Source organism: Rhodobacter maris, from assembly GCF_900217815.1.
Lineage (GTDB): Bacteria > Pseudomonadota > Alphaproteobacteria > Rhodobacterales > Rhodobacteraceae > Rhodobacter > Rhodobacter maris.
In genome coordinates, this window is the sequence record NZ_OBMT01000018.1 from 1 (window position 1) to 14930 (window position 14930).

Genomic DNA, 14930 nt, shown 5'->3' on the forward strand with positions numbered 1-14930 from the left:
CTCGTCCGTGCCCCGCATCATGATCCCCTCTCGCCGTGAGAAGGGGTGAATCATGTTCTGCATCCAAGGTCGAGGCCGACTATTTCAGCGACCTGCTAAGCTGCAGTTGCCACATCCCAACCGCCAGCGCTCCCTTGCCAAAGATCAGGCCAAACCGCCCCACCTCGGCGTCGATCATGTCAATGGATGCAGCGGCTCGCCTTTTGCCGCTGGCAGCGACCGCCTCAATGGTCGCTCCAGCCAGCGGCAATACCCCGCCGCTGCTACGCTCTACGGTAATAAGCATCCGGAAACTGTCGGCGCTATAGATAGTGTATTTCATGCTGCCCATGCGCCTTTAGCCTCCCGGTCTTGCCAGATGGCTTTGGCGACGAAAGCCCACGATCCCGCTCCGGTCTCGGCCCGCCCCTCTGCCGATCCGGAAATTTCGATCTCCCCCGAAGCCTGTCCGGAGACGGAGGAACGACCGATCGCCGTAGCCAAAAGATCGAGCGCGCCGCTTGCCTGCCCGACCGCTGCGCCGGCATCGGTCACGGAGCCGGCGGCGGCGCCCGTGACGTCTATCGTGCCGGATGCTGTGCCCTTGACCAAGGCACCGCCGCTCCCGGTGCCGGTGATGTCGATTGAACCGGATGCCTGTCCAGCTGCATCGACCCGGGCGCTTCCATCAGCTGCGATATCGAACACACCGGAAGATTGTGCACGCACATCTGCACGACCTGCACCTAATCCGCTGAAGTCCAGTGATCCTTCGCCCCGCCCGGAGACAGTCGCGGCACCGCTGCCGCTCCCCGCGATGTCGAGCGCGGCCGAGGCTTGCCCTTCGGCATCCGCATGTCCGGTGGCGGATCCCGTCAGCTCGAGCGCCCCGCTTGCCGATCCGGTCGCTCCGGCAGCAATCGGCGACGCGACGCGCAGGATGACCACGCCGGAGCCGCCGGAATAGCTGACAGCACCCGCGCTGCCACCCGCGCCGCCGCCAAGGCCATTTGTGCCGCCAGACCCAGTAAACGTTGTGCCAGACGAATTGACGTAGCCGCCAGCCCCACCGCCGCCAGCACCGCCCGCGGCGCCTGATGTGGCCTCGCGGCGCCCGCCAGCTCCACCGCCACCGTAATAAACCGCGGTGCCGGTGATGCCGATTGAGACGCCTGTACCGCCCTGAGACCCGGTGCCGCTCAGGCCGCTATCATAGCCTACAGCCCCTGCGCCACCGCCGCCGCCGCCACTGCGGTTTGCGGCGCTCACAAATACCCCGGCACCACCAGCATATCCCTGACCGGTCACGCCAGCGCCGCCAGTCATTGTGCCGCCGTTTCCCGGCGCCCCGCCACCGCCGCAACCGCCATCCGCGCCAGCGCCGTTGTAGTTAACCGCGCCGCCGCCGCCGTAAGCTGTAAGGCCTGCGAAAGACGAATTCTCGCCGTCGCCGCCGTAGACGCCACCTGCGGTAGCAGCCGCGCCGCCCGCGCCGACCGTGATTGGATACGCAGATGCAGTTGCGGATAGCAGCCCGCTCAGCACCCCACCGCCGCCGCCGCCGCCAGCGGCAGACCCAGACCCGGAACCACCTCCACCGCCGACAAGCAGGTAATCAACATCGCCACCAGCGCCGAACGTGATCGATCCGCCACCGGTGCTTGAGAACGTGTAGATATCGTAGGCCGTCCCGCCGATATTGACGGTCGTTTTTGCCGCTCCTGAATAAGCAGAGACAGCGGCGTATGCCATGCTCAGGCCCCCACTGCCTCGAATGCCGCGATCAACGCCGCGAGTTCAGGCGCGGCACGTAGGACAGCGGCATGCTCGTTCGGGATGTAACCGGGCCGCTCGATATGCCACGTGCCAGTGGTGCCGAGCGGACGATACACCATCCCGACCAGGCACGATTGCGGTAGGGTCGCCAGATATGCGGAGAGATAGACGCGCCACGCATCCGTGGCCGCGATGAACCCTGCGAGAGCGGCCTGAAACTCCGCAAGCGTGGTCGGGCCGCCGAGCGACGCCATGAAGGCAGATGCCGCTTCTGGCGCTTTGGCACCTTCCTCGATCGCCGCAAGCGACGCCTCGTAAGCCGGGCGCAGGCTGTCTTGCGCCAGCTCCAGCGCAAGCCAGGTCATGTCTCCTCCAGTATCGCGCAGATACCGGAGCGCTGCCGCCGCCGCGATGATCGCCGTAACCGCGCGCGGCATGACGGTTGGAAACTGCGAGAGCGGCATCACGCACCCCCAGCAGTGAGGGTGAACGCCGTGATCGTGACCTGTTGACCGACCGCCAGCACCGGGTTGTCGAGGGTCATGTCGCCGCCGCCACCGGTGATCGTCACAGTGCCCTGGATATCGCACGCTCCCGCGGCTTTGATGCGGTAGTGGCCGACGGTGCCCGCGGCATCGGCGGCACTGTCCTGCCAGGTGCCCAGGATTGTTTTTGCACCGGCGGCAGCATCGGCCATCCAGTCGGATGGCAGCGTCATCGATGCGAGGAGCGTGCCGGTGTCGGTTGCCGCGGCGCTGGCCGGAGGAGCGCCGGTGCGCAGTTCCAAAGTGGGTGCCGCGCCGATCGTGGTCTCAATCGCGTTGAGCGCGGCATTGCGCACCCGAGTGGAAAACTGAGTTGCCATGGGTCTCTCCTTGATTGTCGGGTCAAACCCCGAGAATTTGTGCTTTGATGGCCTCGGCGGTTTCGGCCGTCATGCCTTTGGCTTTCGCGACGGCGGTCACGGCCTGGTCGACTTTTTTCGCCATGTCGGCCTCGGCCTTCCGGCGCCGATCGGTCGAGATGTTCTGTGCCTGCACCGCATTCTTGAACCCGGCGGCGAGCTGCATGACGCCGAGCGGATCGACGCTGTCCTCGTCCGCCTCGGCCAGCATCTGCAGCACGAGCGCCTTGATCGTTTCGGCGGCCATCACGGTCAGGTTGTCGGCGTCGGCCGGATCGAACCGGTCGGCCAGTTGCGAGACGATCGCCCTGGTCTGATCGAGCCGCCGCGTCAGCCGCGCCATGCGGATGGCGTAGCGGTTGAACGAGCTGAAGGCCGGGATCTTGAATTCGAGCTCGCCACGATGCTCGCGCATCAGCGCTTCGCACTTCTCGACGAACTCGGCGTAGATGTCGGTCTGGGTACGCTCGCGGTTGCCCAGCTCCTGCGCCGCCCAGGCGATGATGCCGTCGCACTCGGACGGCATCAGATCGATCGAGGAGAGGCGCCCGCGCCCACGCGGTGTCTCGGCCATCTCAGCCCCCCGGCCGCGACGGGCGCTGGATGCCCTCGATCGCGATTTCGCGGTTGAGGTGGCGATGACCCTTTTCCGTGAGGGTCGCGACCAGCACGGAACCGACGGCGACGGTGGTGAGAGCTCCCATCTCGCGCAGATAACCGAGTTCCTCATGCACCCACTCGCGCGACTTGCGGATCCCGAACGGGCGCAGCTCGTGGATCAGAAGATCCGAGTTGAGCGTTTCGTCGATCTGCTGCAGCAGGGCCTTGAGAATGATCAGGCGTGCCTGCTCTCGGATCAGGGTTTCCATGTCGGCACTCATTTCCGCCCCTCTTTGGCTTGTTCGAGCATCAGCTCCTGCATCCGCTCGGCGATCGCCGCGACCGGGCGCAAGCGCTCGTCCATCCGGTCGATGTGGCCTTCCATGCGCACGAGGCTCAGTTCGAGCCGGTGCATCATCTCCTGATTGGGCAGCTGGTCGATCTTGTCGCCATGGGTCTGGACCAAGCGCTCCAGCTCATCGACGCGGGCGACCAAACGATCCAGCCGCTCATCGTTCTTGCGCGATCCGGACGTGAGCCAGGCGAAGATCGTCGTGCCGAGCGAGATCAGCGTGGAGAGCCCCGCCGCCCAGACCACGACCGGGCCAATGTCGAGCGCCCCGGTCATTTCGCCCCCGTCCATTTCGTGACGGCGTCCTTGATCGTGTGCCCGCCCATGTAGAGACCCATGTAGAGGCCCGAGATCTGCACGAGCTGATCGAGCGGCACAGGCGGCAACGTCGTGCCCGCCGCGGCGTTGACGATGTGGACCACGATCACCGACCAGAGCCAGAAGAGCCCGAGCAGATACATGCCGGCAGGTCGCCAGGCGCGCATCCAGGCCGGCTCGCCCGCCTCGGCGGCAAGCTGCGCTTTCTGCAGCTCCAGCCCGGCGGCATAGAGCGCGATCAGCTCGGGGCTGCGCGCCTCCACCGCCTGCAGGGCTTGGGTGACGACGGCGGGCTGATCCTCGGCCGCCTGATCGAGCTGATCGACCGGTACACCGACCTGATCGGCGATCGCGCCGAGCACATCGCCCGCCAGTTGCCCGGCGCCGTCTCCGAACTTGTTCGCGATGATTTTCTCGATGACTTTGAGACCGGCGGATCCGGCAAGTGCGGCGAGAGCGGACATTAGAAGCTCCTCAACAGGGCGGCGACGCGCGGCGCGCGGGGGGCGAGTTTGGTGGCGATCACGTCGCGGTATTGCCAGGCGCGCCAGAGCGCCCAGAGCGCGACCACACCTGCGGCGGCCGAGAGCGCCCAGGGCTGCGCGGCGAGCCAATCGGTGATCTCGGAGGTGCCCTCGGGCGCGCCGAGGGTGGAGGAGGCCCCTGCGGTGCTCACCGCAGTCAGAGCGACGGGCTTCGCTTTCGCCGCCGCGTCGATCCGGCGCTGCAGCGTCGAGAGCGTGGCGCGACCGATCACACCGTCGGGGGTGAGTGCGTGGTCGCTTTGGAAGCGGCGCACTTCACCCGCATTCAACGCATCGCCCACGGTGCCCACGTGGTAGCCGAGCGTCGTGAAGGCGGCGATCGCCGTCATTTTCTCGGCCGAGGTCATCTGCAGCGCCCAGCGTGCCGTGCCCACCGATTTCGACGTGGGCTCCGCCAGCGCGGGATATTGAGCATCAAACAGGATCTTCAGCTCGCGGTCGCGGCGCTTGACGAGACCGGGCAGCACCTTGCCGCCACCCTTGTTCCAGAGGCGGAATTTCGTCTCGATGGCAGACCGCGCGGCCTTGCGCGCCCAGAGCGGCACCCAGCTCGCCTTGTGAATCGCCCCGGTGTTCCAGTCGAAGCTGATGGCTGCGTCGAACTCGTGTTGCTTGGCAGACGGCATGACCAACGACACGCGCGGCTCGTAATTTTTCCGCAGCGCCGCCGCGGTCAGTTCGCGCGAGCACGCCTTGGTGATCACCATGCCCGAAACCGGCTTGACCACGCCCGAGGCGGCCGTCAGCCCCATGCCGATCGTCCATTTGCCCGCCGGGCACCGATAGGCCCGCAGCACTTCGCCCTCTTCAAGTGCGAGTGCCTCGATCCCTTTGTCGCTCGTCTGCATCCTGCCCCCAATCTGGATGAGGGCCGTTCGGCCCTCGGTTCGGGCTCAGAATGGGAGATCGCAAATGAGAAAACCGCCCACAACGGTGTGCGGGGCGGCTCTCAGAACAGGCGCAGCTGCCTGTCGTTTTCGTCGCGGGGAGAGTGGTGGCCAGACAGCCAGCGGCGAACAGAAACATCTGACGAATGCAATTTGCGGGCAATATCGGCTTTAGGCAAGCCCCTTGAGGCCAGCACCTGGGCGATCCAGGGCTTCGCCGTGGGAACGCGCTTGGGCAAGGTGTGCGCGATCGCGGCGAGCCGCTCGGCACCCTCACGCCCGATCTCAGCGACCAGACGAGACCGCCCATTCGGCGTGGCGGGGATATAGAGATCCGCACCCCCAAAGGCGAGCAGGAAGTCCAGGGCAGCATCAATGCCCAGGGCGCGCACATAGGGCTCGACATGGGCCGGAGGTCTGGGGCTCTCGGTCATGTCGATGCCTCGGCGAATTTTGTGGTCTCGTCGCCCCAGACGTCATGCCCCGGCCAGGGCTCGCGCGCGAAAAGCTCGCAGCAATAGGCCCGGGGGAGCAGCTGCTCGATCATCTCGCGCATCTCGGCCGGTTTGCGGGAATGCTCGCGCCGTAGCGCCTCGATCGTGTCGGGGATCTCGGCTGCGTCGATCAGGTTGGTGACAGAATGCGACCCCGGGGACGGGCGGCCGATCTTGCCCACCAGAAAGGGTTCGCAGCTGCTACGCAGAAAATAGCCCGTGCCGACCATCGCCTTGCCGGAACGGCCGCGCTTGTTCCAGGAGCCGCCCGTGATGTAGGCGAAACCCCAGTCTTCGAGCAGCTGCTGCGCGATCTTCATGTGCGGCCAGGTCGACCACATGAAGATCAGGCAATCCGGTCCCGCGAGCTGGCCGACCGGCAACGCCGCCAGTTCATCGGGACTCATCGTGCCATAATGCGCCTCGGGCGATTTGGCATGGCCCTTTTCCGAGCGCATCACATAGGCCCAGGGCGGATCGCAGAGGATCGCGCCGTATTTCATGGGCGTCAGGGTCTCGAAGGGCCAAAGACCCCCGAACTCAGACAGCATCGCCGGTCACCTCACTCCAGATGGTGCGGATCAACGCCTCATCCGCTCCGGTATGCGCGCGCACGGCGTTGACGATACCGCGTAGGTCGCTGGGCTGCGGCTCGCCGCCGATCCAGTGCGGGCGGCGGTTTTTCACCTCGACGAGGATCTCTGCGAGGATGGCGGTGCGGACATCATGCGATCCCGCAGGATAGACAACGGGCAGCGCGCGAAACGGAAGGATCGTCATTTCGCCCCCCGGATGATCTCGCCGAGGGCGTTGTTGACAGTGCGCCAGTCGGCGGCAGTCAGGGCGTCGAGATTGGCGCGCTGGCCGCCCATCACCTCCTGCAGCACCACCGCCGAAAACGGCTGCCACTGTGCCAGGCTGGCCTCGGGCCGGATCTTGCGCCATTGCGCCCAGGCAACGCGAGCGCCGGGCAGGCGCAGCCAGCTGAAGCCTTGCGTGTTGCCCCACATCACGCCGCCGTCGCGGGCGGTCCATGCCTTGAGCGCCTCGATCGCCTTGTCGGCCTGTTTCGGGTCGCGCAGCCAACGCGGATGATCGATCCCGGTCTGGCGCTTGATGAAAGCCAGAAGCGCCGCATCGTCGGCCGAGCGGATCAGGCCGAGGTTCCACCCGGCGATCCAGAGCGCCTGCAACTTCTTGGCAAAGGGGCCATCGAGCTGGCGGCGTGGCGAAGCCACCTTGAAGCCGAGGCGGCGAAGTTCGGACACTACGGCGTCCTTTTCGGCCGGGGTCATCTCGCGCAGGCGGCGCTTGCCGGTAATGCGCTGATAGAGGTCGCGGCGGTCATCCTCCTCCTCGATCCCGAGGGCACGGATTCCGGCGTAGATCATCTTGACGGCGCTCATGCTTCACCTCTGAAATACTGGGGACGGCGCGCGAGCTCGTCCGCGATGAACATTTCCGCAAAGAGCGGAAACCGTTTCTCGATCCGGCGGCGGAGGTTCAATTGTCTGACCCGCCCTTTTGCCTCGGCACTCCAGCGGCGGACAGGACGCTGGTCGATCCTTTCCCAGCCGACGGTCCAGCCGGTGCCGGGTGTGTATTCGGTGCCTGGACCAGACATCTGCAGGATCTCGTTCGGTATGGGATGCGGTCGGTCGCACAGCACCGAAAGGGCGATGCGCGGCATGCCATGCGGCGGAGACGTGTGCGGATTTCCCCAAAACAACCGGCAGCGCCATTTTTCGGTCATGCCTCACCGCCTTTCGGGAGCGGCAGCGACTTGGCGGAGGCGGGAAGTGACAAAAGCGCCTGGGCTTCAGCTTTGCGCGATTTCTGCTTGGCAGCCGCCGCCTTTGCCGCGCGCATCGCCTTCGTCTCAGTGTCGAGCTCCCTGAGGGATTGCAGCAGATAGTTGAATTCCCAGAGGTCGGTGCATTCGACCTCGATCTTGACGATCGAGACCGTGCCCTTGGTGGTCGCGGAATAGGACTTCAGACGCGTGTGCTCGGCTTTGGGAGTGATGATCAGCATCACGCCCGCCCTCCGGCTTCACCGCTGACCTCGATCGTCGTCGATTGAAAACCTTCTTCTTCGCGGTTGGTCGATCTGATGGCCTTGCGGGTCGCATCCCCCCTCGCGACACGAAGCTTCGCCATCGCCATCAGGACAGGCTTCACTTCCGGGGCAGCTTCGTCGTAGGCGAGACGACCGCGCTTCCCACCATTGAGCAACGGCAGCAATCGGCGCTCGATCACCTCCCAGTTCGTCGGGTCTGTGTTCTGGCGGTTGCCGTCACGACATTTCAGGCACATGCCGTCAGGGATAGGCCCGTACAGCGCTTCCCAGTTCAGAAGATGCACGAGGCGCCAGCGCGACTGCAACGGCAGGCCATCGTGGATCTTGCGTTCCACATAGCCATCGTGGCTGATCCGCTCGGTTCCGATCGGCTGATAATTACGCGCGGCGCTCGGGCCGCGACCGGGTTTGAACATCGTCGGTGCGCACTTGGCGCGCACTTCTGGGGCCAGCTTCTTGCCCTTGTTCTGCGACGGCGTGCCCTTCTCGAATTGCCCGGTTCGCCCGGTCAACCATCCTCGACGGCTGCAAAGAGCCTTCAAAGCTTCTTTCGTCACGTCCGTGCGGCCAAACCGAGAGCAAAAGCCCGCATACAAGGTGGCTCTGGGCCAGTCCTTATGCGCCTCGATCCACGCCAGTTCCTCCGGCAGCCATTTGATCCATCTGCCTTTCATTTCTCGATCGCCTTTCCAATGGCGGGCAGCATCGGGAGCACTGCGGGCCCGGCGGCATGGAAGAGCTTGGCCGCTTGCAACTGAAGGTTCGCGCCATCGGTAATCTGTTCCGCAACAGCGACGATCGCATTCGTCCGCGCGACCTCCGCCTCCAGCTGTTCGGGCGTAGCGGCATCCTTGAGGCGATCAAGCTGTGCAAACAAATGGTCGGTCAGGTCGGACAATTTTCCGGGCATCTTACGAACTCCCTCCAGCTGCTCATCAGGCCGGGGCCACAACACCCCGACGACGCGCCCGGTTGCCCGGGGGCGTTTCGCTCAGGGTTTCGATTTCGAGGGGCGGAAGGTCAGCTTGCGGCTCTCGGGGATCTGGACCGTCTCGCCAGTGCGGGGGTTGCGCCCGGTGCGGGCGGGCTTGGTTTTCACCTCGAAGCGGCCGAAGCCCGCGATGGCGACGGTCGTGCCCGCATCCGCCTGGGCGCGGATCGCGGACAGGGTGGCGTCGAGAATGTTCAGGACGTTGGTCTTGGCCGTGTCGGTCTTCGCGCTGACCGCGGCGACCAGGTCGGATTTCGAGAATGTCTGCGTTTTGCCCATAGGGGCCTCCTGTCTGTTTCGGTTTGGTCTTCTGGATGGTCCGCGAGTGGCGGGATGGCTCCGGCCGGGTGGGCGGCCGGGAATGGGGTCAGGCTTTGGCGAGGTCGATCGTGACCGAAGTCCAGGGCGCATCCGGCGCGTCGCGCATCTGGATGCGGTAATAGGTCTTCGAGCCGACGATCCGGATCGCTTCCCGGATCGCATCCATGGCGCGGTTCCAGCGCTCATCCTCGACATCGAGGCTAAGCAGCGTGAACAGGAGCGCCCGGTTCACCTGGCCTTCTTTGTCGGTGTTGAAGGTTTTGGTGATCAGCGCGCGGATCTCGGGGCGGCTCTCGGCGGCCCAGTCGTTCAGGCATTCGTCGAGCAGCGTCTTGCCGATCTGCAGCTCGGGGCCGAAATCGATCAGGTCGTTCACCCGGACCTCGATCTTCATCAGCCCGTTGAAGGTCTGGTAAGTGCGGTTGCCCTTCGGCCCGCCCTTGGTCGCGCCATATTCCTGCTCCAGCAGCGCATCGAAGGCGCCGAGATCCTCGTAGGTGTGTTCCTTGAACCGGGTCACCTGCGCCGAGAGCGCCAGTGCGAAGCCCATGATCTTGCGCACCGTCTCGTCCTCAAGGACATGCTGGGGTTTGATCAGCTCGACCGGCATGAGCGCGCCCTTCGCGTCGGTCATGTAGGCTTTGCCGTTGACGTCGATGATGCCCGTGGGCACCGCGGCGGGGGAGAAATCAGACATCTGTCCTGTCCTTGGTGTAGGTGGTGAGGAAGTGGGTTTTAGGGGCGTATCCGGGATAGATCGGAACGAGCCCGAGGCAGGCGAGCAGGCCCGCCATGGCCTCGATTTCTTCGAAGGAGACGAGGGTCACGCCGCGCGGGCCATGCTGATCGATCTTGCCGAGGCCGCGCGCGGCTCTCGTCATCAGCTCGTCGTTGGTCAGGCGCTCGGGAGACCGGATCATTGCCGCCTCCCGCGCGCGGGGCCGGTGCCGAACAAAAGCCAGTCGGCCGAGATCTTCAGGCCGATGCAGATCGCGGCGATCGCCTTGGTGCCGGGCAGGTTTTCGCCGGCGACGTAGCCCTCAAACGAAGTCTTGTTCATCTCGCAGCGGCGCGCGGCCTCCGTGACGGAGAGATTGCTCAGTTCGATCGCCGCGCGCAGGCGCTCCGCCAGACCATCGGTGCCGAGATGGGCAAACATCACGCGCCCTCCTTCTGGTTGCGCGCGCACATCGAACAGGCGCGGAACATCCGGACGCGATGATTGTTCGTGGGGGCGAATTTCTTCGCTCGGCGCCGCCATTCAAGGCAAGTGTCGGAAGGAATCGTGCCCATCGCCGGGCAGGTGACGGTGTCGCCCATCCAGGCGCCGCGCACAGCCTCCTCGACCGCAGCCATGTTGCCCGCATAGCTTTTGCGCAGGACATTGCTGACAAGCCCGGCGGAATAGCCCAGCCGCTCGGCCGCCTTGCGCTGCGTTCCGCCATCGCATTGGCGGGCAAGTTCGGCGATCCAGTCGGGCAGCGGTTTGCCCCAGGCTTTTTCCGCAGTGTCAGTGAAGGACATCAAACTGCCCCCCGTTGATAGACTTTGCCGGTGTTCGGGTCGAACACCTGCTTGACCCGCTGGATCTGCGGCGGCTTCGGGCCATCGTTGCGGATGAGCCGATAGACGGCGAGGCGACCCTTGACCGGATCGGCCTTCTGGATCACGCGCAGGAAACCCGTCGCGAGCAGCATCGCGCAGAAACTCTTTGCCGTTTCGTCGGTCACCGAGACCGTCGGCGTGGTGGAGTGCAGCGCGATGTCACGATAAGTGAACTGCGCCAGAACCCGCATCGAGCGCCACATGTTCAAGGTGCCTGCACCTTGCGTCACGGCCGTGCCGTCGCGCCGCAGGCGAGGAGCATGCACGCCACCATCCTTGCGCAGGATGAAGCGCGGCGGGGTGTCTTGGGTCTGTGCAAGATATTCGGCCGCCACGAGGCAGGCGAAATAGTCCGAGGTCGTCTTGCGATGCAGCCCGGTGCGGTCGACGACGTCCGTCACGGTGAAATGCTTCGCCAGATCCTCGCCTGCCAGCTCCCGGATTGCGTCCCAGATCGTCTGCCGCGGATTCGTCATGCCTTCCTTCTGCATGGTATCGACGCGCCGCCTCATTTCAGCCCCCGCGGGCGGGGCGGTTCGCCGGTGAAGAAGCTGCCGTGCCCCCAATCGGCAGTCGTGACGGTGTTCGAGCCGTTGCGCCGTGCGAGCAGCGAGATTTCGTTCAGGTTCACGCAGATCCGTCGGATCGAGTTGCGCGACTCGGTGAGCAGGCGCTCTTTCAGCGCGTCCTCGATCGCGACACCGGGGCAGTAGATTTCCTGCAGGAGCGTCACATCGGTGATCGTTCCCGGCTCGGCCGCCACCCAGGCGAGCATGCGCCCATGCACCCGCTCCCAGCGCATCAGCTTGCGCGGCAGATCCTCCTCGCCGATCAGAATGATGCTCGCCTCGGACTTCTCGTAGATGTCGCGCACGAGCTCGATCAGGCCGCGGGCGACGATGTGGTCGGCCTCATCGATCAAGAGCGGGCGCCCGGTGGCGCTGATCTCGCGGTAGATCGCCCGCACCATCTGATCGATCCGGCCCTGCGGTTCGATCCCGATTTCGAGCGAGATCGCCTCGCACAGGCTTTTCTTCGTCCAGGTGCTCTCGGCCTGGACGTAATAGGCGCTGAAGGTGTTCATCGCGTAGGTGGCGGCACTCGATTTGCCGTAACCGCTCGGGCCGTAGAAAACCGCCATGCCCGGCAAGGTGGGCGCGCGCGAAATCACGCGGTCCACCAGCTGCGCCATCGCCACCACATTGCGCAGCGGCGCGACGCTGTTGAATTGCCTGTTGCTCTCTGTCATCTTCTCCTCACTTCACTGCTCGCCGCCGCGGGGCCTGCACGCTCCCGGCGGCACCTTCCTCAGCCGAACATCCGTCGACCGTGGATCTCGAAAATCCGCTTTGCGCCCCGGTAATCGGGGTGCTGCTGATAGCTTTTCAGCCAAGCCGCATCGGCCTCGCTGATCGGATCGCCAGCCGCGATTGCCTCCTCAAGGTCGATCGCACGGCGGAACTGGTCCTGCATTTTGTCCTGCTGGATCGGGCGGCGCGGCGCGGGCATCCGCACCACCTCGGCCAGTTGGGTCTGCACCACGACCGGGTCATAAGGCGCCGCTGGCGCGGCCTTCGCGCCCTCGGCCGCTTCTCTGGCCGCTTCCAGCGCGGGCGTGGTGAAGGGCTGTGCCGGGCGCTCGATGAAGGCGAGGTTCGCTCCGCGTTTCTCGCCCTGACGCTGCAGCGCATCGGAAAAGTCGCGCGGCTTGATCTTGCGCATCTCGGCGCGGATCTTGTCGGTTTCCTCCTTGAGGAGGGCTTTCTGCGCCGCCTTGACCTGCATGGTGACCGCCACCGGATCTGCTCCCGCCAGGTGCGGGCAAATGGCATCGCCGAGGTAGGTCTCGCCATCGAGGGAGAATACGATGGCACGGCCAAGATCGGTCGGGTCCATGCGGACGAGCACATCCTGACCGACCGGCGCGGCACTTGTCTGGTAGTATTCGCCGTCGATCTTGATCCCCTGCTTGACCACGCGCCGCACACCGTCCTTGCCCGCGATCGGCGCGAGAAGGATGTCGAGCGCCTGCGGATGGGCGAGGCGCCGGATATCACCGAGCCAGCTCGCCGCGCGCATGAAGGGGGTCATCTTGCCCTTGAGCCCGGAATGGGGACGATGGGCATAGACCTTCTCCGCCCAGTCGTTGCACCACTTCTGGAACTCGGGCAGATCCATCTGCACGTCGAAGAGGTCGGCATCGGACATGCCAAGCCGTTTCGAGAAGGCTTTGCGGTTCTCGATCACCTTGCGGTCGGCAACCGAGTGCCCGATGAAACCCGGACAGGTGGCAAGGTCGCGCTGGAACGTGCCGATCGCGCGCTCGACATGGCCCTTGCTCTTTGGCTCGTAGGGAGCGGAAAGCTCGTGCTCGATGTCGAGCGCCGCGAGCAGGCGGCAGATGGCCCGTGCCTTGAAATCGCTGCCGTTGTCGGTCTTGACCCGCCGCGGAACACCCCAAGCCAGGATGCAGGCCCGCAGCAACATGGCGACGGCCTCGGCGCGCGGCGCCTGGGTGACGAGCACCATCACACGGCGGCTCCAGATGTCGATCGCCAGATAAATCGAATGGCGCCGCTTGCCCGCCAGCATGATGTCTGCCGGGGACGCATCGAACTGCCAGAGATCGTTGAGCCCTGCGGCAAAGGTCGCGTTGGTGGCACTGTGCTCAATCGTCGAGCGGAAGCGGTCGGGATCGCGGATCGCCATCAAGGCATTGCGATGCTCCGCTTCGAACCGGGCGCGTGTGCGCTGGATCGTGCGCTCGGTGATCTCGGGAAGCGCTTCGCCGAACCGATCCCGGAGGTAATCACCCAACTGCTGCGCCGAGAGGAAGCTCTGCTTGGCGATCGCGCCCAAGAGCGCATTGACCACTTCGCCGTCGGCGGCGGTTTCGAGCTTGGCGGGTCTGCCGCGGCGATCCATGCCGAGCGCGTCATCGCCGTCACGGCGGCGGATCGTCCGCCATTCGTACAGAGTTCGAGTGCTTACGGAAGGTATTTGTGAGCGAACGTCGATCGGAGCTTCGATAAGCTCAGAACGCCACGCGTCCGGAAACATGATTGCTGCATCAGACACAGAAAGCCCGTTTGCACTACGAAACTCTTCGAACGCCGCGAGCACATGCAGTCGCGCGTCGCGTCGATCCCGTTCGGCGCCGGTCAACGGGTCATCCTCGCGCAGCGTGATCACATTGACCGGCGCGCCCGGATCGACCTCGCGCCGGATCAATTCCGTCCGCGCGTCCTCCGGCAGGAGTTCGATCGAGAATTCCAGACCGCCGCCGCGACCTTGGCGCTTGCGCGCCTGGGTCGAGCGTTTCGCCCAGCCTTCCGCTTGCGCCCGCTTGGCCACGCCGCGGGGCGAGGCTGGCAGGCCGGGCAGTTTGGCCTCGGCAATTTCGGCGATGGTCATCCAGCGTTTCATGATCGTTCAACGGTGCTTGAAGGTCTCGCGAAGGGGGAATTCAGCGGCTGGAGGGCCAAGCCCCCACCAGGGCCATGCTCTCCTCGATCGCGTCGAGGTGCCCGAGTTCGAGCAGCGTGCCGAGATCCATCACCAGTGCTTCGGCGGCGAGCACATAGGCCTCCGCGGCAACATCCCGCGCGAGCTCATCGTGTCCGTCATAGTCCGTCATGATCGGCGCCTGGCGACGCGCGGCGCGCAGGCTCTCGATCGAGCGGCGCCACAACGCAACTGGGTTGGTCGGGGGCTCCGCATTCTGGCATGGGGCATAGTCGCGCATCGTTCGTCTCCTCAGGAAAGGCCCGGCTGGGCGTTGAAAACGGATCAGATCAGCGGTTCACCGGCACAGTTCGACGATGATCGGGAGAAACAATGGGATCAGGATCATGAAGGCGAGGATCGAGAGCGCGCCGAGCACATCGCCGATCCAGCAATTCTCGATCCGGTCCGCGAGGGACTTGAGGCGCCGGAGCAAGGGGAGGATGCTCCGGCGCCCGCCGCGCCGCCCGTTCGGGGTGGTGGCGTCTGCGGCGCGGTATTCGACGAAGTCGGTCATTGCAGCCACCCTGCGCGCCAGTGCCACAGGACGAACCAGACGCCCATGCCGAGCATCA

General features: G+C 65.1%; 27 protein-coding genes and 1 other RNA gene. All 28 read right to left on the reverse strand.

Going from position 1 to position 14930, the window contains the following annotated elements; translation table 11 throughout:
* Window positions 1-79 precede the first annotated feature (79 nt).
* Window positions 80-331 (reverse strand): hypothetical protein, encoded by a 252-nt coding sequence (locus tag CRO22_RS16675; protein WP_097071295.1) that lies wholly within the window; start codon window positions 329-331, stop codon window positions 80-82.
* The gene (locus CRO22_RS18955; RefSeq protein WP_176518678.1) at window positions 319-1731 is read right to left on the reverse strand and encodes a glycine-rich domain-containing protein; all 1413 of its coding nucleotides are present in this window, start codon (window positions 1729-1731) and stop codon (window positions 319-321) included. The genes CRO22_RS16675 and CRO22_RS18955 overlap by 13 nt, the downstream gene beginning before the upstream one ends.
* A 2-nt stretch (window positions 1732-1733) precedes the next feature.
* On the reverse strand, window positions 1734-2219 hold the full coding sequence (locus tag CRO22_RS16690) for a hypothetical protein (RefSeq protein ID WP_097071297.1): 486 nt from the start codon (window positions 2217-2219) through the stop codon (window positions 1734-1736).
* Window positions 2219-2620, reverse strand: coding sequence for a hypothetical protein (locus tag CRO22_RS16695; RefSeq protein WP_097071298.1), 402 nt, complete (start codon window positions 2618-2620; stop codon window positions 2219-2221). The genes CRO22_RS16690 and CRO22_RS16695 overlap by 1 nt, the downstream gene beginning before the upstream one ends.
* Before the next feature lie 22 nt (window positions 2621-2642).
* Entirely contained in the window at window positions 2643-3233 is a 591-nt protein-coding gene (locus CRO22_RS16700) for a DUF3486 family protein (protein ID WP_097071299.1), read from the reverse strand.
* A 1-nt stretch (window position 3234) separates the two neighbouring features.
* A complete protein-coding gene (locus CRO22_RS16705; RefSeq protein ID WP_217991919.1) occupies window positions 3235-3528 on the reverse strand; it encodes a VpaChn25_0724 family phage protein in 294 nt (97 codons plus the stop codon).
* A gap of 8 nt (window positions 3529-3536) precedes the next feature.
* Window positions 3537-3902 (reverse strand): DUF2730 family protein, encoded by a 366-nt coding sequence (locus CRO22_RS16710; protein WP_217991920.1) that lies wholly within the window; start codon window positions 3900-3902, stop codon window positions 3537-3539.
* A complete protein-coding gene (locus CRO22_RS16715; RefSeq protein WP_097071301.1) occupies window positions 3884-4393 on the reverse strand; it encodes a hypothetical protein in 510 nt (169 codons plus the stop codon). Before CRO22_RS16715 ends, CRO22_RS16710 begins: the two co-directional genes overlap by 19 nt.
* On the reverse strand, window positions 4393-5322 hold the full coding sequence (locus tag CRO22_RS16720; protein WP_097071302.1) for a lysozyme: 930 nt from the start codon (window positions 5320-5322) through the stop codon (window positions 4393-4395). The genes CRO22_RS16715 and CRO22_RS16720 overlap by 1 nt, the downstream gene beginning before the upstream one ends.
* 101 nt (window positions 5323-5423) lie before the next feature.
* A complete protein-coding gene (locus CRO22_RS16725) occupies window positions 5424-5795 on the reverse strand; it encodes a hypothetical protein (protein ID WP_097071303.1) in 372 nt (123 codons plus the stop codon).
* The gene (locus CRO22_RS16730; RefSeq protein ID WP_097071304.1) at window positions 5792-6406 is read right to left on the reverse strand and encodes an MT-A70 family methyltransferase; all 615 of its coding nucleotides are present in this window, start codon (window positions 6404-6406) and stop codon (window positions 5792-5794) included. Before CRO22_RS16730 ends, CRO22_RS16725 begins: the two co-directional genes overlap by 4 nt.
* Window positions 6396-6635: a hypothetical protein gene (locus CRO22_RS16735; RefSeq protein ID WP_097071305.1), complete on the reverse strand. Its 240-nt coding sequence runs from the start codon at window positions 6633-6635 to the stop codon at window positions 6396-6398. Before CRO22_RS16735 ends, CRO22_RS16730 begins: the two co-directional genes overlap by 11 nt.
* Complete coding sequence (locus tag CRO22_RS16740; RefSeq protein WP_097071306.1) at window positions 6632-7261, reverse strand: regulatory protein GemA; 630 nt, start codon at window positions 7259-7261, stop codon at window positions 6632-6634. Before CRO22_RS16740 ends, CRO22_RS16735 begins: the two co-directional genes overlap by 4 nt.
* Window positions 7258-7608, reverse strand: coding sequence for a hypothetical protein (locus tag CRO22_RS16745; RefSeq protein ID WP_097071307.1), 351 nt, complete (start codon window positions 7606-7608; stop codon window positions 7258-7260). Before CRO22_RS16745 ends, CRO22_RS16740 begins: the two co-directional genes overlap by 4 nt.
* A complete protein-coding gene (locus CRO22_RS16750) occupies window positions 7605-7892 on the reverse strand; it encodes a hypothetical protein (protein ID WP_141399467.1) in 288 nt (95 codons plus the stop codon). The genes CRO22_RS16745 and CRO22_RS16750 overlap by 4 nt, the downstream gene beginning before the upstream one ends.
* On the reverse strand, window positions 7889-8608 hold the full coding sequence (locus CRO22_RS16755) for an HNH endonuclease (protein ID WP_097071309.1): 720 nt from the start codon (window positions 8606-8608) through the stop codon (window positions 7889-7891). The genes CRO22_RS16750 and CRO22_RS16755 overlap by 4 nt, the downstream gene beginning before the upstream one ends.
* Window positions 8605-8844 (reverse strand): hypothetical protein, encoded by a 240-nt coding sequence (locus CRO22_RS16760; RefSeq protein ID WP_097071310.1) that lies wholly within the window; start codon window positions 8842-8844, stop codon window positions 8605-8607. The genes CRO22_RS16755 and CRO22_RS16760 overlap by 4 nt, the downstream gene beginning before the upstream one ends.
* Window positions 8845-8856: 12 nt before the next feature.
* An RNA gene (locus CRO22_RS16765) (hammerhead ribozyme type II) lies at window positions 8857-8927 on the reverse strand.
* Window positions 8926-9204 carry an HU family DNA-binding protein gene (locus CRO22_RS16770; RefSeq protein ID WP_097071311.1) on the reverse strand — a complete coding sequence of 93 codons (279 nt, stop codon included), beginning with the start codon at window positions 9202-9204 and terminating at the stop codon, window positions 8926-8928. Before CRO22_RS16770 ends, CRO22_RS16765 begins: the two co-directional genes overlap by 2 nt.
* 88 nt (window positions 9205-9292) lie before the next feature.
* Window positions 9293-9943 (reverse strand): DUF3164 family protein, encoded by a 651-nt coding sequence (locus CRO22_RS16775; protein ID WP_097071312.1) that lies wholly within the window; start codon window positions 9941-9943, stop codon window positions 9293-9295.
* Window positions 9936-10166, reverse strand: a complete 231-nt coding sequence (locus CRO22_RS16780) for a hypothetical protein (protein WP_097071313.1) — start codon at window positions 10164-10166, stop codon at window positions 9936-9938. The genes CRO22_RS16775 and CRO22_RS16780 overlap by 8 nt, the downstream gene beginning before the upstream one ends.
* Window positions 10163-10405: a helix-turn-helix domain-containing protein gene (locus CRO22_RS16785; RefSeq protein ID WP_097071314.1), complete on the reverse strand. Its 243-nt coding sequence runs from the start codon at window positions 10403-10405 to the stop codon at window positions 10163-10165. The genes CRO22_RS16780 and CRO22_RS16785 overlap by 4 nt, the downstream gene beginning before the upstream one ends.
* Window positions 10405-10770 (reverse strand): hypothetical protein, encoded by a 366-nt coding sequence (locus tag CRO22_RS16790; protein WP_097071315.1) that lies wholly within the window; start codon window positions 10768-10770, stop codon window positions 10405-10407. The genes CRO22_RS16785 and CRO22_RS16790 overlap by 1 nt, the downstream gene beginning before the upstream one ends.
* A complete protein-coding gene (locus CRO22_RS16795; RefSeq protein ID WP_097071316.1) occupies window positions 10770-11327 on the reverse strand; it encodes a hypothetical protein in 558 nt (185 codons plus the stop codon). The genes CRO22_RS16790 and CRO22_RS16795 overlap by 1 nt, the downstream gene beginning before the upstream one ends.
* Window positions 11328-11359: 32 nt before the next feature.
* Window positions 11360-12100: an AAA family ATPase gene (locus CRO22_RS16800; protein ID WP_097071317.1), complete on the reverse strand. Its 741-nt coding sequence runs from the start codon at window positions 12098-12100 to the stop codon at window positions 11360-11362.
* A gap of 59 nt (window positions 12101-12159) precedes the next feature.
* Entirely contained in the window at window positions 12160-14265 is a 2106-nt protein-coding gene (locus tag CRO22_RS16805; protein ID WP_217991921.1) for a DDE-type integrase/transposase/recombinase, read from the reverse strand.
* A gap of 52 nt (window positions 14266-14317) precedes the next feature.
* On the reverse strand, window positions 14318-14596 hold the full coding sequence (locus tag CRO22_RS16810) for a hypothetical protein (RefSeq protein ID WP_097071319.1): 279 nt from the start codon (window positions 14594-14596) through the stop codon (window positions 14318-14320).
* A 57-nt stretch (window positions 14597-14653) separates the two neighbouring features.
* Window positions 14654-14872, reverse strand: coding sequence for a hypothetical protein (locus CRO22_RS16815; protein WP_097071320.1), 219 nt, complete (start codon window positions 14870-14872; stop codon window positions 14654-14656).
* Between the last annotated feature and the right edge of the window lie 58 nt (window positions 14873-14930).